Origin of the sequence: Terrabacter sp. 2YAF2, assembly GCF_052114705.1 — a bacterium.
Taxonomy (GTDB): Bacteria; Actinomycetota; Actinomycetes; order Actinomycetales; family Dermatophilaceae; genus Terrabacter.
The window spans coordinates 101,474-126,312 of sequence record NZ_JBFRFG010000008.1; the positions used below are offsets into that span (position 1 = coordinate 101,474).

The 24,839-nt window shown below is 71.6% G+C and carries 22 protein-coding genes; 6 read left to right on the forward strand and 16 right to left on the reverse strand.

The window, feature by feature from the left end:
* The gene (locus tag AB4030_RS11790) at positions 1–1,743 is read left to right on the forward strand and encodes an MDR family MFS transporter (protein ID WP_442279405.1); all 1,743 of its coding nucleotides are present in this window, start codon (positions 1–3) and stop codon (positions 1,741–1,743) included.
* A gap of 441 nt (positions 1,744–2,184) precedes the next feature.
* On the opposite strand, the gene AB4030_RS11795 is transcribed toward AB4030_RS11790, so the two are convergent.
* The 6 genes from AB4030_RS11795 to AB4030_RS11820 form a co-directional block, all read right to left on the reverse strand.
* Positions 2,185–3,384, reverse strand: coding sequence for an MFS transporter (locus AB4030_RS11795; RefSeq protein ID WP_442279406.1), 1,200 nt, complete (start codon positions 3,382–3,384; stop codon positions 2,185–2,187).
* 92 nt (positions 3,385–3,476) lie between these two features.
* Complete coding sequence (locus tag AB4030_RS11800) at positions 3,477–4,214, reverse strand: enoyl-CoA hydratase-related protein (protein ID WP_442279407.1); 738 nt, start codon at positions 4,212–4,214, stop codon at positions 3,477–3,479.
* Between the two features lie 30 nt (positions 4,215–4,244).
* A complete protein-coding gene (locus AB4030_RS11805) occupies positions 4,245–5,351 on the reverse strand; it encodes an acyl-CoA dehydrogenase family protein (RefSeq protein ID WP_442279408.1) in 1,107 nt (368 codons plus the stop codon).
* Positions 5,351–6,499: an acyl-CoA dehydrogenase family protein gene (locus AB4030_RS11810; protein ID WP_442279409.1), complete on the reverse strand. Its 1,149-nt coding sequence runs from the start codon at positions 6,497–6,499 to the stop codon at positions 5,351–5,353. Before AB4030_RS11810 ends, AB4030_RS11805 begins: the two co-directional genes overlap by 1 nt.
* 160 nt (positions 6,500–6,659) lie before the next feature.
* The gene (locus tag AB4030_RS11815; protein ID WP_442279410.1) at positions 6,660–7,919 is read right to left on the reverse strand and encodes an Nramp family divalent metal transporter; all 1,260 of its coding nucleotides are present in this window, start codon (positions 7,917–7,919) and stop codon (positions 6,660–6,662) included.
* A gap of 45 nt (positions 7,920–7,964) precedes the next feature.
* On the reverse strand, positions 7,965–9,428 hold the full coding sequence (locus AB4030_RS11820) for a hypothetical protein (protein WP_442279411.1): 1,464 nt from the start codon (positions 9,426–9,428) through the stop codon (positions 7,965–7,967).
* A gap of 116 nt (positions 9,429–9,544) precedes the next feature.
* Here AB4030_RS11820 and AB4030_RS11825 point away from each other — a divergent pair, with 116 nt between their 5' ends.
* The gene (locus tag AB4030_RS11825) at positions 9,545–9,907 is read left to right on the forward strand and encodes a TraR/DksA family transcriptional regulator (protein WP_442279412.1); all 363 of its coding nucleotides are present in this window, start codon (positions 9,545–9,547) and stop codon (positions 9,905–9,907) included.
* Positions 9,908–9,929: 22 nt separating this feature from the next.
* On the opposite strand, the gene AB4030_RS11830 is transcribed toward AB4030_RS11825, so the two are convergent.
* Entirely contained in the window at positions 9,930–10,538 is a 609-nt protein-coding gene (locus tag AB4030_RS11830; RefSeq protein ID WP_442279413.1) for a TetR family transcriptional regulator, read from the reverse strand.
* Positions 10,539–10,612: 74 nt separating this feature from the next.
* Between AB4030_RS11830 and AB4030_RS11835 the strand changes: the two genes are divergently transcribed.
* Both AB4030_RS11835 and AB4030_RS11840 read left to right on the forward strand, forming a co-directional pair.
* On the forward strand, positions 10,613–12,757 hold the full coding sequence (locus AB4030_RS11835; RefSeq protein WP_442279414.1) for an MDR family MFS transporter: 2,145 nt from the start codon (positions 10,613–10,615) through the stop codon (positions 12,755–12,757).
* A gap of 204 nt (positions 12,758–12,961) precedes the next feature.
* On the forward strand, positions 12,962–13,783 hold the full coding sequence (locus AB4030_RS11840) for an oxidoreductase (protein WP_442279415.1): 822 nt from the start codon (positions 12,962–12,964) through the stop codon (positions 13,781–13,783).
* On the opposite strand, the gene AB4030_RS11845 is transcribed toward AB4030_RS11840, so the two are convergent.
* Entirely contained in the window at positions 13,765–14,676 is a 912-nt protein-coding gene (locus tag AB4030_RS11845; protein ID WP_442279416.1) for a LysR substrate-binding domain-containing protein, read from the reverse strand. The genes AB4030_RS11840 and AB4030_RS11845 overlap by 19 nt on opposite strands.
* Positions 14,677–14,774: 98 nt before the next feature.
* On the opposite strand from AB4030_RS11845, the gene AB4030_RS11850 reads away from it, so the two are divergent.
* Positions 14,775–15,842 carry a YeiH family protein gene (locus AB4030_RS11850; protein ID WP_442279417.1) on the forward strand — a complete coding sequence of 356 codons (1,068 nt, stop codon included), beginning with the start codon at positions 14,775–14,777 and terminating at the stop codon, positions 15,840–15,842.
* A 140-nt stretch (positions 15,843–15,982) separates the two neighbouring features.
* Here the strand turns inward: AB4030_RS11850 and AB4030_RS11855 are convergent, their stop codons facing one another.
* Genes AB4030_RS11855 through pdhA form a run of 3 tightly spaced genes read right to left on the reverse strand, consistent with a single transcriptional unit; the run spans position 15,983 to position 19,584 of the window.
* Positions 15,983–17,428: a dihydrolipoamide acetyltransferase family protein gene (locus AB4030_RS11855; protein WP_442279418.1), complete on the reverse strand. Its 1,446-nt coding sequence runs from the start codon at positions 17,426–17,428 to the stop codon at positions 15,983–15,985.
* 15 nt (positions 17,429–17,443) lie between these two features.
* Complete coding sequence (locus AB4030_RS11860) at positions 17,444–18,430, reverse strand: alpha-ketoacid dehydrogenase subunit beta (protein ID WP_442279419.1); 987 nt, start codon at positions 18,428–18,430, stop codon at positions 17,444–17,446.
* A complete protein-coding gene (pdhA, locus tag AB4030_RS11865) occupies positions 18,430–19,584 on the reverse strand; it encodes a pyruvate dehydrogenase (acetyl-transferring) E1 component subunit alpha (protein ID WP_442279420.1) in 1,155 nt (384 codons plus the stop codon). Before pdhA ends, AB4030_RS11860 begins: the two co-directional genes overlap by 1 nt.
* A 235-nt stretch (positions 19,585–19,819) precedes the next feature.
* Between pdhA and AB4030_RS11870 the strand changes: the two genes are divergently transcribed.
* A complete protein-coding gene (locus AB4030_RS11870; protein WP_442279421.1) occupies positions 19,820–20,203 on the forward strand; it encodes a hypothetical protein in 384 nt (127 codons plus the stop codon).
* A 54-nt stretch (positions 20,204–20,257) separates the two neighbouring features.
* Here the strand turns inward: AB4030_RS11870 and AB4030_RS11875 are convergent, their stop codons facing one another.
* The 5 genes from AB4030_RS11875 to hisC all read right to left on the reverse strand — a co-directional run bounded on the left by AB4030_RS11875 (position 20,258) and on the right by hisC (position 24,708).
* Positions 20,258–21,634: an AAA family ATPase gene (locus tag AB4030_RS11875; RefSeq protein WP_442279422.1), complete on the reverse strand. Its 1,377-nt coding sequence runs from the start codon at positions 21,632–21,634 to the stop codon at positions 20,258–20,260.
* A 42-nt stretch (positions 21,635–21,676) separates the two neighbouring features.
* On the reverse strand, positions 21,677–22,105 hold the full coding sequence (locus AB4030_RS11880) for a glyoxalase superfamily protein (RefSeq protein ID WP_442279423.1): 429 nt from the start codon (positions 22,103–22,105) through the stop codon (positions 21,677–21,679).
* Positions 22,106–22,167: 62 nt separating this feature from the next.
* Positions 22,168–22,881: a hypothetical protein gene (locus AB4030_RS11885; RefSeq protein ID WP_442279424.1), complete on the reverse strand. Its 714-nt coding sequence runs from the start codon at positions 22,879–22,881 to the stop codon at positions 22,168–22,170.
* Positions 22,878–23,555 (reverse strand): hypothetical protein, encoded by a 678-nt coding sequence (locus AB4030_RS11890; protein WP_442279425.1) that lies wholly within the window; start codon positions 23,553–23,555, stop codon positions 22,878–22,880. The genes AB4030_RS11885 and AB4030_RS11890 overlap by 4 nt, the downstream gene beginning before the upstream one ends.
* A 64-nt stretch (positions 23,556–23,619) precedes the next feature.
* Positions 23,620–24,708: a histidinol-phosphate transaminase gene (gene hisC / locus AB4030_RS11895; RefSeq protein WP_442279426.1), complete on the reverse strand. Its 1,089-nt coding sequence runs from the start codon at positions 24,706–24,708 to the stop codon at positions 23,620–23,622.
* Between the last annotated feature and the right edge of the window lie 131 nt (positions 24,709–24,839).

Genomic DNA, 24,839 nt, shown 5'->3' on the forward strand with positions numbered 1-24,839 from the left:
ATGTCCGACACCACCGCCGAACCGCCGCGGGTCGACGCCACTGCGGACGCACCCGCCGGCGCGGGCCCCGACCGGCGCCCGGTGCTCTCCCACAAGGAGATCCTCACCATCCTCGTCGGCCTGATGATGGGGATGTTCCTCGCAGCCCTCGACCAGACCATCGTCGCGAGCGCGATGCGCGTCATCGCCGACGACCTCAACGACCTCGCCGGCCAGGCCTGGGTCACGACGGCATACCTGATCACGAGCACCATCGCGACGCCGCTCTACGGCAAGCTCGGCGACATCTACGGGCGCAAGAAGCTCTTCCTCTTCGCCATCACGATCTTCACGATCGGCTCGATGCTCTGCACGCTCGCCTGGTCGATCCCGTCCCTCGCGGCCTTCCGTGCCGTCCAGGGCATCGGCGCCGGCGGCCTCTTCTCGCTCGCCCTCGCGATCATCGGCGACATCGTGCCGCCGCGTGAGCGCGCGAAGTACCAGGGCTACTTCCTCGCCGTCTTCGGCACGTCGAGCGTGCTCGGCCCGGTCATCGGCGGGTTCTTCGCCGGCCAGGAGACGATCCTCGGCGTCACCGGCTGGCGCTGGGTCTTCCTCGTCAACGTGCCGATCGCCGTCGCGGCCCTCGTCGTCGTCACCCGCACGCTCCACCTCAAGCACACCCGCCTCGACCACCGCATCGACTACTGGGGCGCCCTGAGCCTCTCGGTCGCCCTCGTGCCGCTGCTCATCGTGGCCGAGCAGGGCCGCGAGTGGGGCTGGGACTCCGCGACCGCGATCACCTGCTACGCCATCGGCGCAGCCGGCATGATCGCGTTCTTCCTCTTCGAGCGCGCCATGGGTGAGGAGGCGCTCATCCCGCTGCGCCTCTTCACGAACCGGACGGTCGCCTCGTCGTCGATCGCCTCGGTCTTCATCGGCATGGGCATGTTCGGCGGGCTCGCCGCGATCCCGCTCTACCTCCAGATCGTCAAGGGTTCGACGCCGACCCAGGCCGGTCTGCAGCTGCTGCCCATGACGCTCGGGATCATGTCCGGCTCGATCATCTCGGGCCAGCTCATCTCCCGGACGGGGCGCTACCGGCACTTCCCGATCATGGGCGCCGCGATCCTCGTGCTCTCGCTCTACGGCTTCCACTTCGTCGGCGCGGACACCCCGCTCTGGAAGACGATGATCGGGATGTTCTTCTTCGGCATCGGCCTCGGCTTCAACTTCCAGCCGCTGACCCTCGCCGTGCAGAACGCCGTCGACCGCCGCGACATGGGCGTGGCGACCTCGTCCGCGACCTTCACCCGCCAGATCGGCGGCACGCTCGGCACCGCGGTCTTCCTGTCGATCCTGTTCTCGCAGGCCGGCACGAAGATCTCCGAGGCCTTCGCGGCGATCGCACCGACGCCCGCCTTCCAGGCAGCGCTGCGCAACCCGACCGGCGGCGACCCTGCCACGAACAAGGCCTTCGTCCAGCAGTTGCAGGCCGCCCAGCAGGGCGGCGGTTCGGGTGCGGGGGTCGGCGGCTCGGCCCTGTCGGACAGCTCGTTCATCAACCAGCTGGACCCGGCGCTCGCCAAGCCGTTCCTCGTCGGCTTCTCCGACGCCATGTCGGTCGTCTTCCTGGTGGCGGCAGGCGTTCTCGTGTTCGCCTTCATCGCGACGCTGTTCCTCCCGAACCTCGACCTCGGTCCCAAGCCGGGCGCCGCGGCGGCCAAGGACGACGAGGCCGTGGCCATCCCCGCCGGCCACTGACGCCGGTCCCGCTCCCGCTGCTCCACGTCGAGAGGCCACGTTCGGCCGCTGGACGACAGTCGAAAGGCCACCTCTGCTCGCTGGGGGTGGCCTTTCGACATGTCCGAGGCGGCCCTACGTGGCCTCTCGACGGTTCAGGGCACCGAGGGCGTATGCCGGGTGGCGCTGGTGCGCTGGTGCGCTGGTGCGCGAGAGTCCGCAGATGGTGTTGCGCATGGTGCTGCGTCTGGTGGGGTCATCACCCCACCAGATGCAGCACCATCGGTCGATCCATCATCGGTAAGCCCCAGTCCGACCGGCCAGAGGTGGCCTTTCGACATGCCGGGGGCGGCCACACGTGGCCTTTCGACGGTTCAGTGCGGCGGGGGCGTATGCCGTGTGGTGCGGTCAGCGGGAGGCGTGCGGTCAGCGGAGGGCGTGCGGTCAGCGGAGGGCGTGCGGTCAGCGGAGGGTGTGCAGCTCGCGGCGGGTCAGGAACGCGCGGGTGCCGAGGGCCATGACGAAGGCGAAGCTGCCTGCGATGATGGCCACCCAGTAGCCGTGCTGGGCCCCGATGTGGTCGACGACCACACCCGAGACGGCCGAGCCGGCCGCGACACCGACGATGATGCCGGTCAGCACGATCGTCATGCCCTCGTTGAGCTGTGCCTTCGGGACGATGCGCTCGATGAGGTTCATCGTCGTGATGAGGGTCGGCGCGGTCGCCATCCCCGCGACCAGCATGAGGCCGGCGAGGATCCAGAGGTTGCTGGCGAAGAGCACCGGCACCTCGAGCACCGCCATGCCGAACGTGCCCGCGACGAGGAGCTTGACGAGGCTGCGCCCGTGCGAGACGTGACCGAAGACGAGCCCGGCGGAGGCCGACCCCACGGCATACAACGCGAGGATGGCGCCGGCTGCGCTCGGCGCGCCCAGGTCCTGCGAGACGGCGAGCGTGACGACCTCGTTGACGCCGAAGATCGCCCCCGTCATCACCATGATGAAGGCGAGCGGGACGAGCCCCGGCACGGTGTACGCGTGCGCCGTCGGGCGCTCGTGGTGCGGGACGACGGGCGGCTCCGTGGAGCGCGCCGAGATGAAGACGAGGACGCCGACGGTGTAGGCGATGGTCGCGAAGGCGAATCCGGCCTCGGGGAAGAGCGTCGTCGACAGCCAGATCGCGAGGACCGGGCCGATGACGAAAGTGACCTCCTCCATGACCTGCTCGAACGACATGGCCGCGTGGAGGTTCTTCGGGTCGTCGGCGAAGATGTGCGACCACCGCGCGCGGGCCATCGTGCCGAGGTTGGGGATGGCGCCGCACAGCGGGAAGGTGATGAAGAGCAGCCACGACGGCCAGCCACGCAGTGACGTGAGCAGAGTCATGACCGCCCAGAAGCCCGACCACAGGAAGAACGGGATGGCGATGCGCCGCTGGCCGTAGCGGTCGACGAGTCGGCCGAGGATCGGCGCGAAGAGCGCCAGGGACACCATGCCGACCGCCACCACGGCCCCGGCCAGTGCGTAGGAGCCGGTGCGCGCCGCGACCATCGCGACCACCGACACGGCGAACATCGAGCCGGCCGTGCGGGCAACGAACCCCCCTGCGATGAAGACGCGGGCCCCCGGCACCTCGAAGAGAGGTCGGTAGGACGCCAGCACAGATGCTCCTCTCGGTCGGGGACGGCCAACCTCCCCATCCTTGCATTCCACCACCCGAGGAGCGGAATGCCCGGTTTGCGGTGCGGCGCGCGTCAGCTGCCGTGCTTGCGGCGCAGCGACCACATCTGTGGGGAGCGTTCGAGCTCGACGGCGACGTCCCACGGCATGCCGCCGGGGGCGGTCTCGCGGCGGAAGCTCGCCACCATCCGGCGGGCCAGCGCAGGGTCCTTCGCGACGCGGCCGGCGACCTCGAGCGCGCGATCCTGCACGTCGCCGTCGTCGTATGCCGCCCAGGCGAGTCCCAGCGCGACGGCGCGCTCCCCGTCGACCTCGTCGCCGAAGAGCCCGAGGGCGGCGGCGGCCTCACGCCCGGCGACCCGGTCGATCAGGGTGAAGTGCCCGCCGCCGGGGTGGATGCCGATCTGGGCGAAACCGGGCAGCAGACGTGCCGTGCGCGAGACGATCCGCAGGTCGGTGGCCAGGGCCAGGTTGAGACCGGCCCCGACGGCGGCGCCGCGCACGGCCGCCACGGTCGGGACGCCGATGGACCCGATGGTGGTGAACGCGGCATAGACCGTCTCGAGGTTGCGGTAGGCCTCGTCCTCGACCGGGTCTCGGCCCGTGTCGGCCAGGACGCTGCGGACCGCGCCCGCGCAGAAGTGGGCGCCGCCGGTGACGACGACCGCACCGACCGCGTCGTCGGCCTCGGCCGTGCGGGCGGCGTCGATGAGCCCGCGCGACATCTCCACCGACAGCGCGTTGCGCCGCTCAAGCGCGTCCAGGGTGATGAGCGCGACGCCGTCGGCCACGTCGTAGCGGATCTCGGTCATGCGGCGAATCTCCTTTGGCGAGCTGGCACTTCAGCCACCGTCGTAGGGGTGGACGCGGGCACTCGACGGTTTGGCGCGACCGGTCGTGATGAGGGTCCAGAGCCGGTCGCGACCGGCCGAGGACGCGAGCGCCGTGAGGGTCTCGTCCCAGTCCTGCAACGAGCCGTACTCGCTGCGCCGGGCCAGGATGGGTTTGGTCAACGTGTGCAGCTCGTGCTCCAGCGTCGTGCCGATCGCGCCGAGCACCTGGTGCGCGCCCCGGACGACGACCGACGCGGCGTGCCCGACGCACGACTTGGCCACCCCCACCGCGAAGAGCATCCCGGGATCGCGCCAGTCCGAGGCGGCGGCACGGGCGACGGCCGCGTCGGTGGCGGCCCGGGCCAGCGCGGTCTCCGAGGCGATGTCGGCCACGAGGTGCTGCACCGCCTGGAAGCGCCCGATCGGCCGGCCGAACTGCTCACGCTCACGCACGTGCGCGAGGACCACCTCGACGACCCGCTCCATCGCGCCGACGACCTGCGCGCACCGGGCGAGGGCGCCGCGCAGGTGGAACTGCTCGCCGATCTCGTGCGCGACGACGGTGCCGGCCTCGAGGTCGTCGAGGTCGAACTCGACCGTGTCGCTGGGCTCGCCGGCCAGGTTGCGCCGCTCCTCGATGGCCACGCGCTCGACGGGCACGTCGGCGACGCGCCACTGGTCCCGGTCCTCCCACAGCGCCACGATGCGGCTCGCGTCGCGTGCCCACGTGACGTTGAGGGCCACCCCGGACGGGTCGGGACGGCATACGGTCCGCAGGCCGCCGTCGTTGGGCAGGGCCGCCGCCTCGAGGAGCCAGCCACCGAGCATGTCGTGCTCGGCGAGCGGCACGGGCGCGGCGGCCGCGGCGGCGAGCCCGAGCAGGGCCGCGGCCTCGACCCAGCTGCCGCCGCTGCCGCCGGCGGCCTCGCTGCCGGTCAGGCGGGTCAGCCCGAGGTCCTCGAGCCGCTGCCACAGGCCGCGGTCGAGGTCGACGACGGCGGTGGGTGTGGCGCGGGTGGCGCGGTAGTCGTCGAAGAGGCCGGTCAGCACGCCGACGAGATCGGGGTCGGGCGTCGTGGGGGCGGCGAGGTCGTCGAGCTCGTGACGGTCGGCCATCAGCGCATCCCCAGTCCGCGGGCGATGACGCCACGCAGGATCTCGTTGGTGCCGCCGCGCAGGGTGAAGCCCGGTCGCTGCAGGATTGCTGCGTGCAGCAGCGTGTCGAGCTCGTCGTCGATCGCCCACCCCGAGGCGGTGAGGGTGTCGACGTAGTCGGCGATGTCGCCCTCTCCCGTCGTGCCGAGCACCTTGACGACTGCCGCGGCGGTGTCGGCGTCCTGATGGTTCTCGAGCGCCGTGGACACGGCGAACGACATGTGGTGCAGGGCCGCGACGCGCGCGACGTGACGGCCGAGGCCGGGGTCGGTGGGCAGCCGCCCCTCGTCCATCGCCTGTGCGGCGGTCGCGAGGAGCTGGAACGTCGAGAGGACGCGTTCGGGGCCGCTGCGCTCGTAGGCGAGCTCGGAGGTCACCTGCGCCCAGCCGCCGCCGACCTCCCCGAGCACCCGGTCGTCGGGGATGAACACCCCGTCGAGGTGCACCTCGTTGAAGTGGTGGTCCCCGCCCATCGAGATGATCGGGCGGATCGTCACCCCCGGCGCGCGGAGGTCGACGATGAACTGGCTGAGGCCCTCGTGCCGACGGGCCGGGTCGAGCGGCGCCGAGCGGGCCAGCGCGAAGAACGCGTCGGCCTCGTGCGCTCCGGACGTCCAGACCTTGGTGCCGGTGAGGCGCCAGCCCCCGTCGACCCGCTCGGCGCGGGTGCGGACGCTCGCCAGGTCCGAGCCCGAGTCCGGCTCGCTCATCCCGATCCCGAAGACGACCTCACCTCGGCTGATGCCCGGCAGGAACGCCTGCTTCTGCTCCTCCGTGCCGTAGCGCAGCAGCGACGGCCCGATCTGCCGCTCCGCGATCCAGTGGGCCGCGACGGGCGCCCCGACGACGAGCAGCTCCTCCGTGATGACGAACCGCTCGAGGTACGTCCGGCCCTGACCGCCGTACTCGGTCGGGATGACCATCCCCAGCCAGCCGCGCCGGCCCAGCTCACGCGTGAACTCGCGGTCCCACCGGGTCAGCCACGTGTCGACGTGCGGCACGAACGCCCCGGCTGCGACCTGCTCGGCCAGGAACGCGCGAACCTCGAGGCGGAGCTCGGTCAGCGCGGGCAGCTCCCGGGCACCGGGAGGGACGAGACGGGCCGACATGCTCACCTTCCTCACGCGACGTCGCAGCGGTTCGTGCGCCACTCTCCCACACGGGCGCCCGAGGGGCGCGAGGCCGTATGCCGTCCGGTCGAGACCCGCTCGCGCCCTGGCGTGGCGTGGGGGCGAGCGCTCGCTCGAGGCGGACGGATTGCTCTTTCGATCAGAGGCTGGTGGCGACGAGGTAGGCGCAGAGGCCGACGATGACCGCCGTGATGAGGGCGGCGACAGCCGTGGTGAGGCGGTGGTTGACGAGGACGCCCATGAGCCGGCGGTCACGCGTGAAGAGCAGCAGCGGCACGAGGGTGCCCGGCAGCGCGAACGAGAGGACGACCTGGCTCCAGACGAGCGCGTGGGTCGGCTCGACACCGAGGCCGAGGATGACGAGCGCGGGCACGACGGCGAGCATGCGCCGCAGCAGTGGCGCGATGGGGCGACGGCCGAACCCCTGCATGACGACGTCACCGGTCTGGACCCCGACGAGCGTGGATGCGAGGCCCGAGGCCAGGAGGGCGACGGCCAGCATCGTGGCGACGATCTGCCCGGAGTCGGCTGCCAGTGCGGCATACGCCGACTCGATGCTCGCGCCGGCAGCCGACGGCAGGGCCGCGGAGAAGACGACGAGACTGACGTTGGCGACGCCCGCCACGGTCATGGCGGTGACGACACTGCGCACCGTGCTGCGGCCGGCGCGCAGGCGCTCCGAGTGCCCGACCTCCGCCGAGCCGTCGTCGTGACCCCGTGACGCCGCGGAGTGGAAGTGCAGGGCGTGCGGCATGACGGTGGCGCCGACGATGCCGACCGCGAGCAGCGCCGCCGACGAGTCGAGCGGGCCCGGCACGATCGACTTCAGGAGCGCGACGCGGTCGACGTCCGCCACGAAGACCTGCCAGACGAGTGAGGTGATGATGACGACGAGGAGCACGAGCACCACGGAGTCGAAGTGGCTGCGGCCGCGCACCTTGAGCGTGAGAACGACGAGGCTGAAGAGGGTCACGCACACGGCCCCGGCCATGAACGGCATACCGAAGAGCAGCTTGAGGGCGATCGCGCCGCCGACGATCTCGGCGAGGTCGGTCATGATGACGACGAGCTCGGCCTGGGCCCAGAGCAGGGCCCGGCCGACGCCGGGGAAGCGCTCGGAGCTGTGCTCCGCGAGACTCTTGCCGGTGGCCATGCCGAGCTTGGCGGCGAGGTACTGGATGACCATGGCCGAGCAGCTGGCGAAGACGACGACCCAGACGAGGGCGTAGCCGTGCTCGGCACCGGACGTGATGTTGACACCGAAGTTGCCGGGGTCGACGTAGGCGATCGCCGCGAGCAGCGCCGGCACGAGCGTGCGGGGCGCGCTGATGGTGCCGCCGAGGCCCCGCTCCGGCGAGCGGTCGTCGACGCGCGGCTGCTGCGCCACCCGCTCTTCCATGGGAGACAGCATCGGGCCTGCGCGACTCGACCGCCAACTCCCGGCTCAGCGTGCTCCGGCCACGCCCAGCAGGGCCGCGATCCCCAGCGCGCTGCGCGGGTCGTAGGCCGCGGTCCACAGGCCCCCGTGGGCGGCGGCATACGCCTCGTCCTGCCAGGCGGTCGGCTGGGCCGGCGAGCCGGTGCGCAGGTCGTGGACGAGCAGGGCGGCCATCAGGGTGTTCGCTGTGCCCGGCTCGAAGACCTCGATGCCGAAACGGTGGGCGCCGGCGTAGGCCGCGGCGAGCGCCCGGTTCTTCACGACCGAGCGGGTCCGCGTGGGCGGGGCGACCTTGAACGACACGAGACCGCCGTCGGCGCGGTATGCCGTCGCCCGCCACCGCTGGAGCCGTTTGGCGAGCAGGTAGTTGGGGCCCTGCTGGAGCACGACGCTGTCGTTGATGCCCGGGTCCTGGCCCGGCACGTAGTTGCGCCGCAGGAGCCGTCCGCCGCTGACCGTGCGCAGCGGCACCCGCAGCAGCTTCGAGGTGCGGCGGTGCGCGTAGCTGTCGACGGAGCGCTCGACCGCGGCACCAGGCACGGCGAAGACGTCGGTCGGCGTCGCGAGGAAGGCGAGGGCGACGTCGTCACGGCCCTTGTCCTCGACGACGTGCCGGGTCAGGGCGTCGACGGCCATCGAGACGCGGACGTTCGTCTCGCCGTCGGCGTAGACGTAGTTGCCGATGGCCAGCGGGCCCTCGAGGGCTGCCACCCACTCCGTGACGGACCCCAGGTCGTGGACGAGGTCGCCGCCGGCCCGCCCCGCAAGGGGCCCGTCGCCGTGACGGACGGGCATGGTGATCGACCCGGCGAGTCGTCGCGTGTCGGCGATCAGCCTGTCCCACAGGTCTTTCCGGGGGAGGTCGACGGCCGCGACATCGGCTCCCCACCGGAGCAGGGAGCGCAGTGGCCCCATCTCGGCGGCCGCACCGAGCACGACCACGGTGCGGTCGGAGAGGTCGAGCCAGTCGGGATTGTCGATGACACGGACAACGGCCTCGGCGCAGGTGGGCTCGACGGTGCCGGCCTCGACCCAGAGGTCGAGGCGACGGCGCAGCGCGTCCCCCGAGAGGCGCTCACCGGCATACGGCACCGACAGCACGCGATCGGGCGTGCCCTCGCCGCGGACGGTCTCGGAGCCCATCGGCTCAGCCCGCTGGTCGGACGCGAAGGCCGTGTCGAGGGGGTGGTCCCCGGTGGCATCCGCCCAGCGCATCCTCCGGTGCAGGGAGTCGAGGCCGCTCGCCGCGATGGTCTGCGCGGCGCCCGGGGCTGCGACACCTGCCTCGACGAGGCGCCGGAAGTGCGGGAGGTAGCCCTGGCGCCAGTTGGTCTCGCGCTCGGCCGACGCGGCGCCCACAGGGTCGACACCCCGCAGGGCGTCGGCGACGACGGCCCGTCCGGTGGCGGTCGTGCTGCGGCGTCCGGATGCCGGGTCGAGTGGGAAGACCACTCCGCTGGGGTCGCTCATGGGCCCATCCTGCCCGAGTGTCCATCGACGGCAACGAGGCCGACATCACTCCGCCGCGCTGGTGCAGTCCACCACGTGTCCCCCCGAGACGCGCCCGAACGGAGGATCATGGGGACATGAGCACCAAGACGGCCGCCCGTGCGGCAGAGCTGGAGACGAGCCGGGCCAACGAGGTCGAGCGCATCACCGGCCTACGTCGAGAGTTCGCCGACGTCGTGGAGGCCTCGGAGGCCAACATGGCCGATGACGAGCACGACCCCGAGGGATCGACGATCGCCTACGAGCGCACCCAGATCGGCGCGCTGATCCAGCAGGCCGAGCAGCACCTCACCGAGATCGACGCCGCCCTCCAGCGCATCGCCGACGGGACCTACGGTCGCTGCGAGGTGTGCGGCGACCCGATCCCCGACGAGCGGCTCCGGGCACGGCCAGCGGCCCGCACCTGCATCGCTCACGCGGGAGCCGCCCTCCGCCGCTGAAGGTTCGGCGACCGGTCGGTGCTCAGTGCAGGCCGGCAGCGATGCGGTCGAAGGCCTGGTCGATGTTGCGCTCCAGGCGGCCTGCCCCGCCGTTCTGCTGGTGCTCGATGCAGGCCCGCACCGCCGCAATCGCGACGGCCACGGTGAGGCGCGGCTCGAGCGAGGCCCCGGCCCGGATGCCGAGCCGGCGCTCGAGCGCCGCCGTCAGGGCGTTCTCGATGCGGATGTTGTTGCCCACGAGGGCAGGCGCGAGCGAGGGCTCGCCAAGCAGGATGCGCCGCCGCTTGGCCCGGAGCTCGCGGTCGATCGAGGTGGGCGCGAGCATGCCGGCGAGGATCCGACGGAGGGAGCCGAGCGGCGACTCGCCCTCCGTGTCCTCCTCGAGCGACGCGGCATACGCCTCGAGCTCCTCGGCCGTCGTGCCGATGACGGCGGCCTCCTTCGACGGGAAGTAGTTGAAGAAGGTGCGGGCGCTCACGCCGGCGCGGGCCGCGATCTCCTCGGTGGTGACGGCGGCGAAGCCCTTCTCCTCGACGAGGTCGAGTGCAGCGAGGTTGAGCGCGCGGCGGGTCTCGCGCTTCTTGCGCTCACGCAGGCCGCACGACTCGTCGGTCAGCAGGTCCGTGCTCATGCGTTCATGGTGACACGATCAGTGCATGGACTGCAATTTTGCAGTCACTGCACATTCGGCGTACCGTGACCGGCATGCCACAGACGACCCAGGGGGTAGCCACGAGCTCGGCGCCGACCACCACCCCGCAGACACGCAGCGCGAGGCACGCGGCGAAGCCCGCCGGCCTCGACCGTTCGACCCGCAACATCTTCATCGCGCTCATGCTCGGCATGCTCGTCGCGTCGATCAGCCAGACGATCGTCGGACCGGCGATGCCGCGCATCGTCGCCGAGCTCGGCGGGATCGACCACTACTCGTGGCTCGCCACCGCCGCCATGCTCGTCAGCGCGATCACCGTGCCGATCGTCGGGAAGATGAGCGACCTCTACGGTCGGCGTGGCTTCTACCTCGGCGGGCTCGTCGTCTTCATGGCCGGCTCGGTCCTGTCCGGCTTCGCGCAGAACTTCTGGTGGCTCATCGCTGCCCGCGCCATCCAGGGCGCCGGCATGGGCACGCTGATGCCGCTCTCGCAGACGATCATCGGCGACATCATCCCGCCGCGTCAGCGCGGCAAGTACCAAGGCCTCATGGGCGGCGTCTTCGGCCTCGCCTCGATCCTCGGCCCGCTCGTCGGCGGCTTCGTCACCGACAACTGGGGTTGGCGCTACCTCTTCTTCATCACGCTGCCCGTCGGGGTCTTCGCCTTCTTCGGCATCAGCCGCTTCCTCCACCTCGAGCACACGCCGCGCGAGACCGTCGTCGACAAGGCCGGCATCGCCGCGCTGTCGATGACGCTCATCCTGCTGCTCGTGCCGACCTCACTCGGTGGCACGACGCTCGACTGGGGCTCCCCCGCCATCATCGGCATGTACGTCGCCGGCGTCGTCCTGCTCGGCGTCTTCATCGCCATCGAGCGCAAGGACGTCGAGCCGGTGCTGCCGCTCCGCCTCTTCAAGAGCCCGCTGTTCACGCTCTCCAACATCGCGGCCTTCATGGTGTCGGTCATGATGTTCGGCGCGATGATCTACCTGCCGGTCTACGCCCAGGGCGTGCTCGGCGCGTCGGCCACCAACTCCGGCCTGATCCTCATGCCGATGTCGGTCGCAATGATCGGCCTGTCGATCATCTCCGGCCTCGTGATCACCAAGACCGGCCGCTACAAGCTGCAGACCATCGCGGGCATCCTCATCATGGGCGTCGGCTTCTGGCTGCTCACCCAGCTGCACTACGGCTCGAGCCAACTCGACCTGACGCTGTCGATGATCGTCTTCGGCGTCGGCCTCGGCATGGCGCTGCAGGTCTTCACCCTCATCATCCAGAACTCCTCGCAGCGCAAGGACCTCGGCGTCGCCACCGCGTCGACACAGTTCTTCCGCAACGTCGGCTCGACCGTGGGCACCGCCGTGTTCGGCACGATCATGACGAGCGGGCTCGCGGGCAACATCGCCGCGCACCTGCCGGCCTCCGTCGTCAAGCAGATGCAGGCCTCGGGCCAGCAGGTCAGCGCCGGTTCGGTGCTCGACCCATCGGCCCTGGCCACGCTGCCGCCGCAGGTCGCCACCGGCGTGCAGCAGGGTCTGGCCGACTCGCTCCACACCGTGTTCGTCTGGGGCCTCGTGCCGTTCGTGCTCGCGCTGCTCGCCGCGCTCTTCATCAAGGAGGTGCCGCTGCGCGACACCGTCCACACCCCCGACGAGGCGGGCATCGAGCTGCTCGACACGATGTCGCAGTCAGCCGTCGACGACGAGCTCAAGGTGCCGCTCGGCCGCGAGGCCGGCAACACTCGGACGCACGAGCGCCTGCTCGGCCTGCGCCTGGGCCTGCTCGCCGACTCGGCGCTCCGCGGCGACCGTCCGCTCCTGACCCGGGCCGTGACGCAGCTCGGCGAGGGCGACCTCGACGCCGGCGCGGCGCTGCTGCACCGCACCTCGCGGATGCTGACCTCCGAGGACCCCGCGCTCGTCGCCGAGACGGAGCGGTTCGCCGTCGAGGTCGCGGCGCGGGCCAAGGTCTCGGGCGGCATCCTCGACGAGGCGCTCAAGGGCGAGCTCGCCACCGCCGTGGCCGAGCGTGACGCCCGCACGGTCATGACGACCGTCGAGCCGACCGTGGCCGAGCGTCACGAGGCGGTCGACGTCCGTCTGCTCTCCGCGGTCGGTGACGACCTCACCGCCGCCTACCTCGTCGACCGACAGAACGCCCGGGTCGCCGAGCAGGCCGAGGCCGCGGCGCGCTGACCTGACCCGACCTGACCTGACCCAACCTGAACCGTCGAGAGGCCACGTCTTGTCGCCTCCCGCACGTCGAGAGGCCAGTTCTCGCCCCCGAGGACTGGCCTCTCGACTGTCACGAGGCGACCACTGGTGGCCTTTCGACGTTTGAGGGGGGTGCTGGGAGTGGGCGGTGAGGCTGGACCCGGCGACGCGGCATACGGTGTCGGGATGAGCAAGGTAGCCCTCGTCACGGGCGCGTCGTCCGGCATCGGCGAGTCCATCGCTGTCCACCTCGTCGAGTCGGGGTGGACGGTGTATGCCGTCGCCCGCCGCGTCGAGCGCATGACCGCGCTCGAGTCCCGCGGCATCATCCCCTTCGCGATGGACGTCACCGACGACGCGTCGATGGTCGCAGGTGTCGACCGCATCATCAGCGAGCAGGGCCAGATCGACGCCCTCGTCAACAACGCCGGCTACGGCTCCTACGGTCCGGTCGAGCACGTGCCGCTCGACGAGGGCCGCCGGCAGTTCGAGGTCAACGTCTTCGGCCTGGCGCGGCTGACGCAGCTCGTCATCCCGCACATGCGCACCCGGCGCCGCGGGCGAGTCGTCAACATCTCCAGCATCGGCGGCAAGATCTACGAGCCGCTCGGCGCGTGGTACCACGCGACGAAGTTCGCGGTGGAGGGCTTCAGCGACAGCTTGCGCATCGAGCTCGCACCCTTCGGCATCGACGTCGTCATCGTCGAGCCGGGGCCGATCATCTCGGAGTGGAACACCATCGCCCGCGAGAGCATGGTCGAGCGGTCCGTTGGAACCGTCTACGAGGACCTCGCCCGCCGGATGGCCGTCATGTTCGAGCGCGTCGACACCCCGAGGATGAGCGCCGGGCCGGAGGCCGTGGCGGAGAAGGTGGTCAAGGCGCTCGAGGCCGCGAACCCGGCGGCCCGCTACCCCGCCGGCAAGGGCGCTCGGGCCATCGTCACGGCGCGCAGGGTCCTGCCCGACAAGGCGATGGACCTGCTCGTCCGTCAGGCCTTCAAGGGCTGACCGAGCCGCCGCGCCGTCGCGACCAGCTCGGCGGCAGGCCCCGTGAGGCGACGAGGTTCGCGCCACACCGCTCGCAGCCGTCGGGTGAGAACCAGGCCCTCCACCTCGACGACCCGCAGGGTGCCGGCCTCGACCTGGTCGCGCACCGCGAGGGTGCTGACCACGGCAGGGCCGACGCCGGCGAGCACGCTCGTGCGGACGGCCGCCCCGCTGGCCAGCTCGAGCAGCGGCTCGGCGCGGGGGAGGTCGCGCAGCGCGTCGTCGAGCGTCGTTCGCGTGCCGGAGCCCGGCTCGCGCACGACCAACGGCGTCGCGGCCAGCTCTTCCGGGAGCAGTCCCCTCCGTCGCCGGGCCCATGGGTGGGCGGGCGTGACCACGACGACGAGTCGATCGTGCGCCACGGTGCAGCTGTAGAGACCGCGTGGCACCGAGGGGGACTCGACGAAGCCGACGTCGCACGCGCCGGCCTCGACCTGTTCGAACACCTGGGTCGAGTTGTGCACCTGGAGCTGGATGCGCAGGTCCTCGTGGTGCCGACGCAGCTCACCGAGCCACGCCGGGACGAGGTGCTCCGCCACCGTCATGCTGGCGCCGACCGCCAGCTCTGCCCGGCGAGCTTCCCGGAGCGTCTCGGCTGCCTCGAGCAGCCGACCTGCGTCGGCGACCACCTCACGGGCCCAGTGCACCACCACGGTGCCCTGCGGGGTGAGCGCCGAGCCGCGCGGCCCCCGTCGGAGCAACGGCACCCCCAGCTCGCTCTCGAGCCTGCGCACCGCACGGCTCGCGTTGGGCTGGGCCATCCCCTCCCGTCGTGCCGCCGCACCAAGGCTGCCGAGGTCGTCGACGGCCACGAGGACGGCCAACACCGAGAGGTCGGGCCACAGGCGTGACATGCGTGGAGCATATGGCTTCACTCCCCATATCAACGAGATATGTATCCATGCAGCATGTCCGGCTACCGGGACCAGGCCGGTGCGACGAGGCTGGCACCATGTCGACCTCCGTCACCCCGCGGCACGCGAAGACCCCCGCTCGACCTGCGGCTGTGGCGGCTCGCGTGCTGCCCGGCCTCGCCGTGGCTGCCGGGGTCTCGGCGGCGGCCCTCGGCGTCAGCCAGTGGCTCCCCTCGCTCAGCCCGCTGCTGCTCGCCATCGTCGCGGGCGCCGCGCTCGCCAACGCCGGCTGGCTCAGCCCGCGCCTGGAGCCGGGCCTCGCCGTGGCATCGCGACGACTGCTGCGCCTCGGTGTCGCGCTGCTCGGGCTCCAGCTCGCGCTCAGCGACGTGCTCGGGCTGGGGTGGGGAGTCATCGGGGTCGTGGTGGCCGTCGTCGTGCTCGGGATCGCCGGCGCGATGGCCGTGGGGCGGCTGCTCGGACTCAGCCGCTCGCAGACCCTGCTCATCGCCGGGGGCTTCTCGATCTGCGGCGCCGCTGCCGCTGCGGCCGTCGACGGCGTCATCGACTCCGAGGACGACGAGCTCGTGACGTCCGTCGCCCTCGTCGTGCTCTTCGGGACGGCGATGATCCCGCTGCTCCCCCTGCTCGCGGGCTGGATCGGGCTGGGCCCGGAGCGCGCCGGGATCTGGGCCGGCGCGTCCATCCACGAGGTGGCCCAGGTGGTCGCCGCCTCGGGCGTCATCGGTGGCGGCGCACTGGCGCTCGGCGTCGTCGTCAAGCTCGGCCGGGTCCTCATGCTCGCGCCGGTGCTGGCTGTGATCAGCCTCCGTGAGCGGCGGTTGCGCTCCCGGGCCGAGGCTTGTGGCCCCATCGACGGCGCGGCAGCCGTCGGCCGCGGCGGTCGTCCTCCGCTCGTGCCGCTCTTCGTCATCGGATTCGTCGCGCTCATGGTGGCGCGGACCTGCGGGCTCGTGCCGTCTGCAGCCCTCTCGCTGGCCAAGCCGGCGGAGACCGCCCTGCTCACCATGGCGATGTTCGCCCTCGGCACCGGGGTGCGGGTCGGCTCCCTGCGGCGGGTGGGTCCGCGGCCCTTCGTGCTCGCGGCCGTGACGACGGCGTGGGTGGCGACGGTCTCGCTCGGCGGCATCCTCCTGGCCACCTGATCGTCCCGCGCCGACGGCGGCCGTCGTCCGCGGGTCCCGGCCCTGCACGTCGAGAGGCCAGCTCTCGCGACGAGAACTGGCCTCTCGACTGTCGTCAGGCGGCCAGACGTGGCCTTTCGACGGTTGGGGCTGGTGGGGGGTCAGCCCCAGACGAGTGCCTGCGCCGGGTCGGCCATGATGGCGGCGAGGTCGCTGAGGAAGCGGCTGCCGAGCTCGCCGTCGATGAGCCGGTGGTCGAAGCTGACCGCGAGCTGCGTGACGTTCCGGATCGCGATCTCGTCGTTGCCGTCGGCGTCGGTGACGACCCACGGCTGCTTGCGGATCGCGCCGAAGCACACGATCGCCGACTCACCCGGGTTGATGATCGGGGTGCCGCTGTCGACGCCGAAGACGCCGACGTTGGTGATCGTCATCGTGCCGCCCGACATCTCGGCGGGCTGGGTGCGCCCCTCACGGGCCGTCGCCGTCAGGGCACCGATGGCCTGCGCCAGCTCGAGCATCGTCATGGCGTGGGCGTCCTTGATGTTGGGGACGATCAGGCCACGTGGGGTCGCCGCAGCGATGCCCAGGTTGACGTAGTTCTTCTGGACGATCTCCTGGTTGGCCTCGTCCCACGTCGCGTTCATGCCGGGGTTGCGCCTGACCGCGAGGACGAGTGCCCGGGCGAGCACGAGCAGCGGGGTCACCTTGACGTCCTTGAACTCGCGGCTGCCCTTGAGGCGGTCGACGAGCTCCATCGTCTTCGTGACGTCGATGGTGATCCACTCGGTGACGTGCGGCGCCGTGAAGGCCGAGCCGACCATCGCCTGCGCGGTCATCTTGCGGACACCCTTGATCGGCGTGCGCTCCTCGCGCTCACCCGCGCCGAACGGCATGCGGTATGCCGTCGCGGCAAGGCTCGTGGTCGAGTCCGCCTGCGCTGCAGCGCCATTCACGGACGCGCCGCTTGCGTGGTTGGTCACGTCGTCGCGGGTGATGACCCCGTCGGCGCCCGTCGGGGTGACCGACGCGAGGTCGATGCCGAGGTCCTTGGCGAGCTTGCGCACGGGCGGCTTCGCCTTGGGCCGACCGGCAGGAGCAGCGCCCGCGTGGACGGCGGGAGCCGGTGACTCGACGCGAGCGGCAGGAGCAGCGGGTTCGGCGATCGGCGCGGCGGCAGCGATCTGCTCGGTCTCCGTGCGGGCAGCAGCCACCGGAGCGGCGACCATGCCCTTGCGTGCCCGACGGGCGGTGGCGCCGGCCTTGGCGCCGTAGCCGACGAGGATCGCCTCGGAAGCACCTTCGGCCGGAGCCGCCTTCTCGCCCGGGATCGACGGCGCGGCCGCGGGAGCCTCGTCGCCGCCCAGGCCGTCGTCGATCGAGATGATCGGCGTGCCGACGTCGATGGTCTGGCCGACCTCGACGAGCAGGTCCTTGACGGTGCCGGCCCACGGGATGGGCAGCTCGACGAGCGACTTGGCGGTCTCGATCTCGAGCACCATGTCGTTGACCTTGACGGTGTCGCCGGGCGAGACCTTCCACTCGACGATCTCGGCCTCGACGAGGCCCTCACCGGGGTCAGGCAGGTTGAACGTCTTGATTGCCATGTGTCGCAGCCCTTCTCAGTACGCGAGCGCGCGGTCGACGCCGTCGAGGATCCGGTCGAGGTCGGGGAGGAACTCCTCCTCCATCCGGCTCGGCGGATAGGGGATGTTGGCGCCGTTGACGCGGATGACCGGCGCCTCGAGCTCGTAGAAGCACTGCTCGGTGACCTGCGCGGCGATCTCGGACGCCATGCCAAGGAAGCTGCTCGCCTCGTGGACGACGACGAGCCGGCCCGTCTTGCGCACGGACGCCACGATGGCCTCGATCGGCAGCGGCGAGAGGGAGCGCAGGTCGATGACCTCGATGCTCGTGCCCTCCGCCCCTGCAGCGGCGGCCGACTCGAGCATCGTCTTGACGACGGGGCCGTAGCCGACCATCGTCACGTCGCTGCCCTGACGGATCACGTTGGCCTCGAAGAGCCCCCGAGGCGCCGACGCAGCGGACGTTTCGTACTCGGCGCGGTCGTGGTAGCGCCGCTTCGGCTCGAAGAAGATCACCGGGTCGTCGCACGCGACGGCCTGCTGGATCATCCAGTGAGCGTCCTCGGGGTTGCTGCACGCGACGACGCGCAGGCCCGCGGTGTGGGCGAAGTACGCCTCGGGGCTCTCGGAGTGGTGCTCCGGGCTGCCGATGCCGCCGCCGAACGGGATGCGGATGACCATCGGGATCTTCACCGCGCCGAGCGCACGGGCGTGCATCTTGGCGACCTGGCTGACGATCTGGTCGAAGGCCGGGTAGACGAAGCCGTCGAACTGGATCTCGCAGACCGGGCGGTAGCCGCGCAGCGCCATGCCGACCGCCGTGCCGACGATGCCGGACTCGGCGAGCGGGCTGTCGATGACGCGGTCCTCGCCGAAGTCCTTCTGGAGGCCCTCGGTGATGCGGAAGACGCCGCCGAGCTTGCCGATGTCCTCACCGATGAGCACGACCTTGGGGTCGGCCTCCATGGCCTTGCGCAGGCCGTTCGTGATGCTCTTGCCGAGGGTGACCTTCTCGAGCGCCATCAGTTCGCCTCCTCGAAGCTCGCCTTGTAGGCGAGGTAGGCGGCACGCTCCGCCTCCATGACGGGGTGGTCCTCGGCGTAGACGTGGTCCCACATCGTCTCGCCGGGCATCGTCTCCATCGTGACGCAGCCCTCGCGCAGCTCGGCGGCGAACTGGTCGGCCTCCTCGTCGATGCGGGCGAAGAAGGCCTCGTCGGCCATGCCCTCGTGGGCGAGGAGCGTCTTGAGACGCAGGATCGGGTCGCGGAACTTCCACTCCTCGACCTCGGCCGAGACGCGGTACTTCGTCGGGTCGTCGGCGGTCGTGTGCGCACCCATGCGGTAGGTGTAGGCCTCGATGAGCAGGGGGCCGTTGCCGTTGCGCGCCTCGTCGAGACAGTGCTGCGTCACGGCATACGTGGCGAGGATGTCGTTGCCGTCGACGCGGACGCCGGGGAAGCCGAAGCCGCGGGCGCGCTGGAAGAGCGGGATGCGGGTCTGCTTCTCGACGGGCTCGGAGATGGCCCACTGGTTGTTCTGGCAGAAGAAGACGACCGGCGCGTCGAAGCTCGCCGCATAGACGAACGCCTCGTTGACGTCACCCTGCGAGGAGGCGCCGTCTCCGAAGTAGCAGATGACCGCGGTGTCGCGGTCGGGGTCGCCGGTGCCGACGTTGCCGTCCATCCGCACGCCCATCGCGTAGCCGGTGGCGTGCAGCGCCTGGGCCCCGATGACGATCGTGTAGAGGTGGAAGTTGTTCTCCTGCGGGTCCCATCCGCCCTGGCTGACACCGCGGAAGAGCTGCAGCGAGCTCTGCGGGTCCATGCCGCGCACGAAGCCGACGCCGTGCTCGCGGTAGGTCGGGAAGACGAAGTCGTGCGGCTTGAGCGCGCGACCGGAACCGACCTGGGCGGCCTCCTGGCCGAGCAGGCTGGGCCACAGGCCGAGCTCGCCCTGGCGCTGCAGGGCGTAGCCCTCGGCGTCGAGGCGCCGGATGAGGACGAGGTCGCGGTAGAAGCTGCGCAGGTCCTCGGGGGTCAGGTCCGCGACGTACTTGTCGTAGTCGGGGTGGGACACGCGCTGACCCTCGGGGGTCAGCAGCTGGATCATGTCCGGGCCACCGTCGCCGACCGCGGGGGTCGGCTCCTGCAGCTCGGCGACAACCTTGTCGCTCACTGGGGCTCCTTCGCCGGTGAGACCGGCCTACTCGTTCGGCCCGCAAACGGGGGTCTCCCGCTCGTCGGCTTCTGGGGGCGCAAGGCCGCCGTTCGTGACGACGGACACGTGCTTGGTCCTCGGACCGGAACTTACCGGAGAGCCCTGCGAATCTCACAATGCGGGATGGTTCCGCGCCCGGCACGGACGGCGCGCGTGTGGCAGCATGCTCCTCAGCTCACGACAGGGGATGGACATGTCAGCCGAGGGGACCAACGGCGCACGCGCCGCGCGCAAGGCCTGGCGGTCACTGCCGCGACGGACCCGGCGTGAGCTGGTGCTCGCGGCCGTGAAGGGGCAACGACCTCGGACGGACCCGGCCACCTGGCGAACGGCACTCGACTGGGCGCAGCTGTACCCGGCCCAAGCCCTACCCCAGGTCTTGATGGCCGCCTGTTTCCTCTACCTCGCCATCCGCGGGATCTACGACCAGTTCAGCTGGCTGGTCGTGGGCTTTGCCTGCCTCCTGGTGGTCGACGCCGCCTGGACGGCGATCGCGGCCTCCCGGATCCGACGCAGCCCGGGGCCAGTTGACCCCGGGCAGCCCTCGGCGCGCACGGTCGGCCACGGCACGCCCTGACCCGTCGCGATCGATGGCGTATGCCGCGTGCTCGGGTCACGCCCACCGGTGGCGTCAGCGGCGGGTGCCCCACGTCCAGGCCGGGGTGGTGAGCAGGCCCTGACCCTGCACGACGGTCTCGCCGAGATCCTTGACGAGGGTGACGCCCCGCGCAGGTGAGCCGAGCCCCACCGGGACGTCCTGCTCGTCGGCGTCCACCACGTCGAGCTCGCGGACCAAGGCGTCGGCGTGGGAGACGACCATGACCTGGCTGCGCTCGGCCGCGGCTCGGATGAGCCGGGCGAGCGGCGCCAGCAGGTCGGGGTGCAGGGACGTCTCGGGCTCGTTGAGGACCATGAGCGGCGGCGGGTCGGGGGTCAGCAGGGCCGCGACGAGGAGCAGGTAGCGCAGCGTCCCGTCGGAGAGCTCGGCTCCGGCGAGCGGGCGCAGCATCCCGGGCTGGTGGAGGGCCACGTCGAACCGCCCGTTGTCGACGGTCACCCCGAGGATCGCGCCGTCGAACGCGTCGGCGACGGCGCGGTCGAGCTCGGACCGGCCGTTCTCACGGATCGTCTGCAGCGCCGCCGCGAGATCGCGGCCGTCGTCGGCGAGCACCGGGGTGCGGGTGCCGACCTGAGGCGTCCGGACCGGCGCCTCGGCGTCGGCACGGAAGCCGTCGTAGAAACGCCATCCCCGGATCATCCGACGCACCCGGAGCAGCTCTGGTGCGCGCTCGGGGTCGGCGAGCTCGGTGAGCATGCTCTCCCACGGGCGGATCGACCGCGTCAGCTCGGTCCACCCCGGACGGGCCGTGCGCCGGGCCGCTCGCGCTCCGGACCCCTCGGAAGCCTTGTAGGCGGCCGGGGAGCCGGGCTCCGCGACGGGGTCGGACTCCCACTCCGCCGACTCGTCGTCCCCGCCGCCTCCCCACTCGGAGGCCCAGTAGTCGTCGCCACCGACAGCGGCACGGGTCTCGACGACGCCCCACCGCCGCCTCACGAGGACGGAGCCGGGACGCATCACCGGGCCGGACCACACGACCTCGCGCTTGATCTCGGGGTCGCGCAGGAAGGCCGACGGCGAACCGGCGCCGGCGTCGCTGCCGGAGGCCTGTTGCGGCAGACCGAGGTCGACGAGGTAACCGAAGTCGTCGGAGGCGAAGCCGAGCTGCAGGCTGATCGGCCCCTTGCGCCGCGTGCCCTGGACACCGTGGCCGCGATCGCGGGCACCCCCGAGCGTTGCCGGACCGGCCCAGAGCGCGGACTGCAGGCCGCCCTCGCGGGCCAGCGTGCCGATGACGTCACCCCGACCGCAGCCGGCGAGCAGCCGAAGCGACCGGTAGAGGCTGGACTTGCCGCTGCCGTTGGCGCCGGTGACGACGTCGAGCCCGTGCAGCGGCACGACGACGTCTCGCAGGGAGCGGTAGCCGGACACGGCGACGGCGGTGAGCATGTCCCGACGGTAGGCCGCAGGTCCGACAGCGAGCGGCCGCCGTCAGCCGGGCGCCGACTCGCCCGAGGCGCCGTCCGAGCTGCCGGTCCCACCTGCTCCGCTCGACCAGGCTGGGAGCTCCTGCAACGCCCATCGGTTGCCGTCAGGGTCGCTGAAGTGGACGAAGCGGCCCCACGGCTGCTCCTCGACCTCGGACACCTCGACGCCACGCCCGACGAGCTCGGCGCGCACCGCCTCGGCGTCGGCGATGACCAGCTGCAGGTTGTCGAGGCCGCCGGGCACGATCTGCGTCAGCCCCTTGCCGATGGCGATCGAGCACGCCGACCCGGGCGGAGTGAGCTGCACGAAGCGGATCTCGTCGCTCACCGTGTGGTCGTGGTCGGCGTTGAAGCCGACCCTTTCGACGTAGAACTCCTTGGCCCGGTCGACATCGGTCACGGGCACCGCCACCAGCTCGAGCTTCATGTCCATGCATCGACGGTAGGCCCGAGCGCCGACACGCGGGGGCGATGGCCGCCGCCCTCCCGCGCGCGTCAGTCGGGGTCGTCGCTGAACCCCACTGATGGCGTATGCGTACTGCCGGGCGCCGCGTCAGCGCGCGGTGCCGCGTCAGCGCGCAGTGGCGCGAGGCGCTGCAGCACGAGGGAGGCACGGTGCTCCAGAGCCGCGCTCGGGCCCGGCAGCACGACCGGGACGACCACGAGCCCGAGCGTCACCGCGAGCACCCCGACTGACACCGCCTCGAGCCAGGCCGCTGTGGTCGTGATCTCGACGAGACCTGGCTGCGGACCCATCGACCGGTCGTCGAACGACACCCCCTCGACAACGGACCCCGTGACCGTCGCGAGCGCGACGCCGAGCCCCACGGCGGCCGTCAGCTCCCCGCGCCGCCCCGGTACGACGACCCACGTCGCAAGCCCGGCTGCCGCGAGCACCAGCACGACGACGAGGAGCACGAGCCGGGCCACCGGGTTCGGTCCGCCGAAGGCATCGAGCAGGACCCCGTCGGACGAGTAGACGACCTGCCTGCCCCAGGACCAGATGCGCTGCTCGTACCCCTTGGTGAAGTCGCCGACCTCGGGCGCCCGGACGGCGAACACGCGGGTCGGCCACACGGTCGTGGACGCGGCCAGCAGCACACCGACGCCGCCGAGCGCGGCGCCGGCCAGACGCATACGCCAGCCGTCCCGGCGCGATCCGTCCTCTCGGGCGGACGGCTCGGCGCCCGCCTCCCCCTCGGTCATCATGGCCGTCGGATCTCGTCGGGCTTCCCCGTGTCGTCGAACGACACCGGCGACGAGGCCAGATGCTCACCGGCCGGCCGCAGACCGGGCGGTTCGCCTGCGCCCGCTGCGGACCGAGGGCCAGGGGCCTGCGTCGCACCGAGCTCCACGACCCGCCCACCGAGGCCGGTCGTCGCGACCATGAGCACCAGGGCGACGAGCAGCACGACCGCCGCAACCGTCTCGAGCGTCCCGGCTCCCGTCATCTGCGAGCGGACCGTGAGGCCAGAGGCGCCCTGGTCGACCTCCCCGAGCGAGCGGCCGAGACGGTCGGCCACCGTCGTCAGCACACGCCCCGTGAGCAGGGCGACGGTGACGAGCGCGGCGCCGCGCCCCCAGCCGACCCGTCGCGACGCCCAGGCGGCGACGCCGACGAGAGCCGCGACGAGGAGCACCACGAGCACACCGAGGGCTATCGGGTTCCAGTCGTCGCGCAGCTCGACACCCTCCAGACCGGTGACGCGCACCCGACCCCAGCTCCACTCCCACTGGCGGGACAGGAGGGAGCCGTGCTCGCGGTCCGACACCGACATCTCCCACGTCGGCGAGAGCAGCGACGGCACGACGAGCAGGATCGCCGCGAACGCGACGCCGGCCGCGAGCCATCGGCCGGCCGGCCCGTCACGCACCGTGCCCATGCCGACCTCCGACCCCAGCGACACCTCCGCGCCTCGGCGCGCGGCTCACCTCATTGTCGCCCCGTCAGCGGGCGCCGAACGCCGCCGCGACCTCGACGAGCCGAGAGTTGGCCTCGACCTCGCCGATCGTGACACGTACGCCGTCGTCGCCGTACTGGCGCACCGTCAGTCCCGCCTCGGCGCAGGCCTGCGAGAAGGCGGTGGAGTCGGCTCCGAGGGGGAACCAGACGAAGTTCGCGTCGGACTGGGGCAGCTTCCAACCCTGGTCCGAGAGCGCCTGGACCACCCGGTCGCGTTCGGCGACCAGTGACTCGACGCGCTCGTTCAGCTCGTCGAACGCATCGAGCGAGGCGATGGCGGCGACCTGTGCGACCGAGTTGACGCCGAAGGGCGTGGCCGTCTTGCGGAGGGCAGCGGCGACGGGAGGGTGCGCCACGGCATACCCCACCCGGAGGCCGGCGAGGCCGTACGCCTTGGAGAAGGTGCGCAGGACGACGACGTTGGGGCGGTGGCGCCACACGTCGAGCCCGCGCACGGCCTCGGGGTCGCGGACGAACTCGACGTACGCCTCGTCGACGACGACGATGACGTCGCTCGGGACCTTGTCGAGGAACGCCTCGAGCTCGGCCTGGTGCACGCACGGACCCGTCGGGTTGTTGGGCGTGCAGACGAGGATGACGCGGGTGCGGTCGGTGATCGCCGCGAACATCGCGTCGAGGCGGTGCCGGGCCTGCTCGTCGAGGCCGACCATGACCGGCTTGGCGCCAGCCAGCTGCGTGACGATCGGGTAGGCCTCGAACGAGCGCCACGCGAACACGACCTCGTCGCCGGCGTCGCACGCAGCGTTGACGATCTGGGCCAGGACGGCGACCGAACCGGTGCCGGTGGCGATGCACTCCGTCGGCACGTCGAGCGCCTTCGCGAGGCGGGCGGTCAGCTCGGTGACCGCCATGTCGGGGTAGCGGTTCACCGTCGCCGCGGCGTCGTCGATCGCCGCGAGCACCGACGGCAGCGGACCGTAGGGGTTCTCGTTGGACGAGAGCTTGTATGCCGTGACCCCGCCGGGTGCCGCCGCGGGCTTGCCGGGCTTGTAGTCGGGCATCTGCGCGAGCACCTCGCGCAGACGGACGGTGTTCTCGGCCGTGTCGCTCATACTCGAACTGTAGAGGCAGTGTCCACGGGAGCGACCGGCCCATGGACGCTCCCCTGACGTGGGACCCGGTCTGTGGCTAGGCTCACATCGTCGCGCCACCGCCGCCTCGACGCTCTTGTTCATGCCCGCTC

Bases quoted from the DNA above. Each gene is read 5' to 3' on its own strand.
- AB4030_RS11790 (WP_442279405.1), top strand. From the start codon at position 1: ATGTCCGACACCACCGCCGAACCGCCGCGGGTCGACGCCACTGCGGAC.
- AB4030_RS11800 (WP_442279407.1), bottom strand. From the start codon at position 4,214: ATGACCGAGATCCGCTACGACGTGGCCGACGGCGTCGCGCTCATCACC.
- AB4030_RS11805 (WP_442279408.1), bottom strand. From the start codon at position 5,351: ATGGCCGACCGTCACGAGCTCGACGACCTCGCCGCCCCCACGACGCCC.
- AB4030_RS11810 (WP_442279409.1), bottom strand. From the start codon at position 6,499: ATGTCGGCCCGTCTCGTCCCTCCCGGTGCCCGGGAGCTGCCCGCGCTG.
- AB4030_RS11815 (WP_442279410.1), bottom strand. From the start codon at position 7,919: ATGGAAGAGCGGGTGGCGCAGCAGCCGCGCGTCGACGACCGCTCGCCG.
- AB4030_RS11820 (WP_442279411.1), bottom strand. From the start codon at position 9,428: ATGAGCGACCCCAGCGGAGTGGTCTTCCCACTCGACCCGGCATCCGGA.
- AB4030_RS11825 (WP_442279412.1), top strand. From the start codon at position 9,545: ATGAGCACCAAGACGGCCGCCCGTGCGGCAGAGCTGGAGACGAGCCGG.
- AB4030_RS11830 (WP_442279413.1), bottom strand. From the start codon at position 10,538: ATGAGCACGGACCTGCTGACCGACGAGTCGTGCGGCCTGCGTGAGCGC.
- AB4030_RS11835 (WP_442279414.1), top strand. From the start codon at position 10,613: ATGCCACAGACGACCCAGGGGGTAGCCACGAGCTCGGCGCCGACCACC.
- AB4030_RS11840 (WP_442279415.1), top strand. From the start codon at position 12,962: ATGAGCAAGGTAGCCCTCGTCACGGGCGCGTCGTCCGGCATCGGCGAG.
- AB4030_RS11845 (WP_442279416.1), bottom strand. From the start codon at position 14,676: ATGTCACGCCTGTGGCCCGACCTCTCGGTGTTGGCCGTCCTCGTGGCC.
- AB4030_RS11850 (WP_442279417.1), top strand. From the start codon at position 14,775: ATGTCGACCTCCGTCACCCCGCGGCACGCGAAGACCCCCGCTCGACCT.
- AB4030_RS11855 (WP_442279418.1), bottom strand. From the start codon at position 17,428: ATGGCAATCAAGACGTTCAACCTGCCTGACCCCGGTGAGGGCCTCGTC.
- AB4030_RS11860 (WP_442279419.1), bottom strand. From the start codon at position 18,430: ATGGCGCTCGAGAAGGTCACCCTCGGCAAGAGCATCACGAACGGCCTG.
- AB4030_RS11870 (WP_442279421.1), top strand. From the start codon at position 19,820: ATGTCAGCCGAGGGGACCAACGGCGCACGCGCCGCGCGCAAGGCCTGG.
- AB4030_RS11875 (WP_442279422.1), bottom strand. From the start codon at position 21,634: ATGCTCACCGCCGTCGCCGTGTCCGGCTACCGCTCCCTGCGAGACGTC.
- AB4030_RS11880 (WP_442279423.1), bottom strand. From the start codon at position 22,105: ATGGACATGAAGCTCGAGCTGGTGGCGGTGCCCGTGACCGATGTCGAC.
- AB4030_RS11885 (WP_442279424.1), bottom strand. From the start codon at position 22,881: ATGATGACCGAGGGGGAGGCGGGCGCCGAGCCGTCCGCCCGAGAGGAC.
- AB4030_RS11890 (WP_442279425.1), bottom strand. From the start codon at position 23,555: ATGGGCACGGTGCGTGACGGGCCGGCCGGCCGATGGCTCGCGGCCGGC.
- hisC (WP_442279426.1), bottom strand. From the start codon at position 24,708: ATGAGCGACACGGCCGAGAACACCGTCCGTCTGCGCGAGGTGCTCGCG.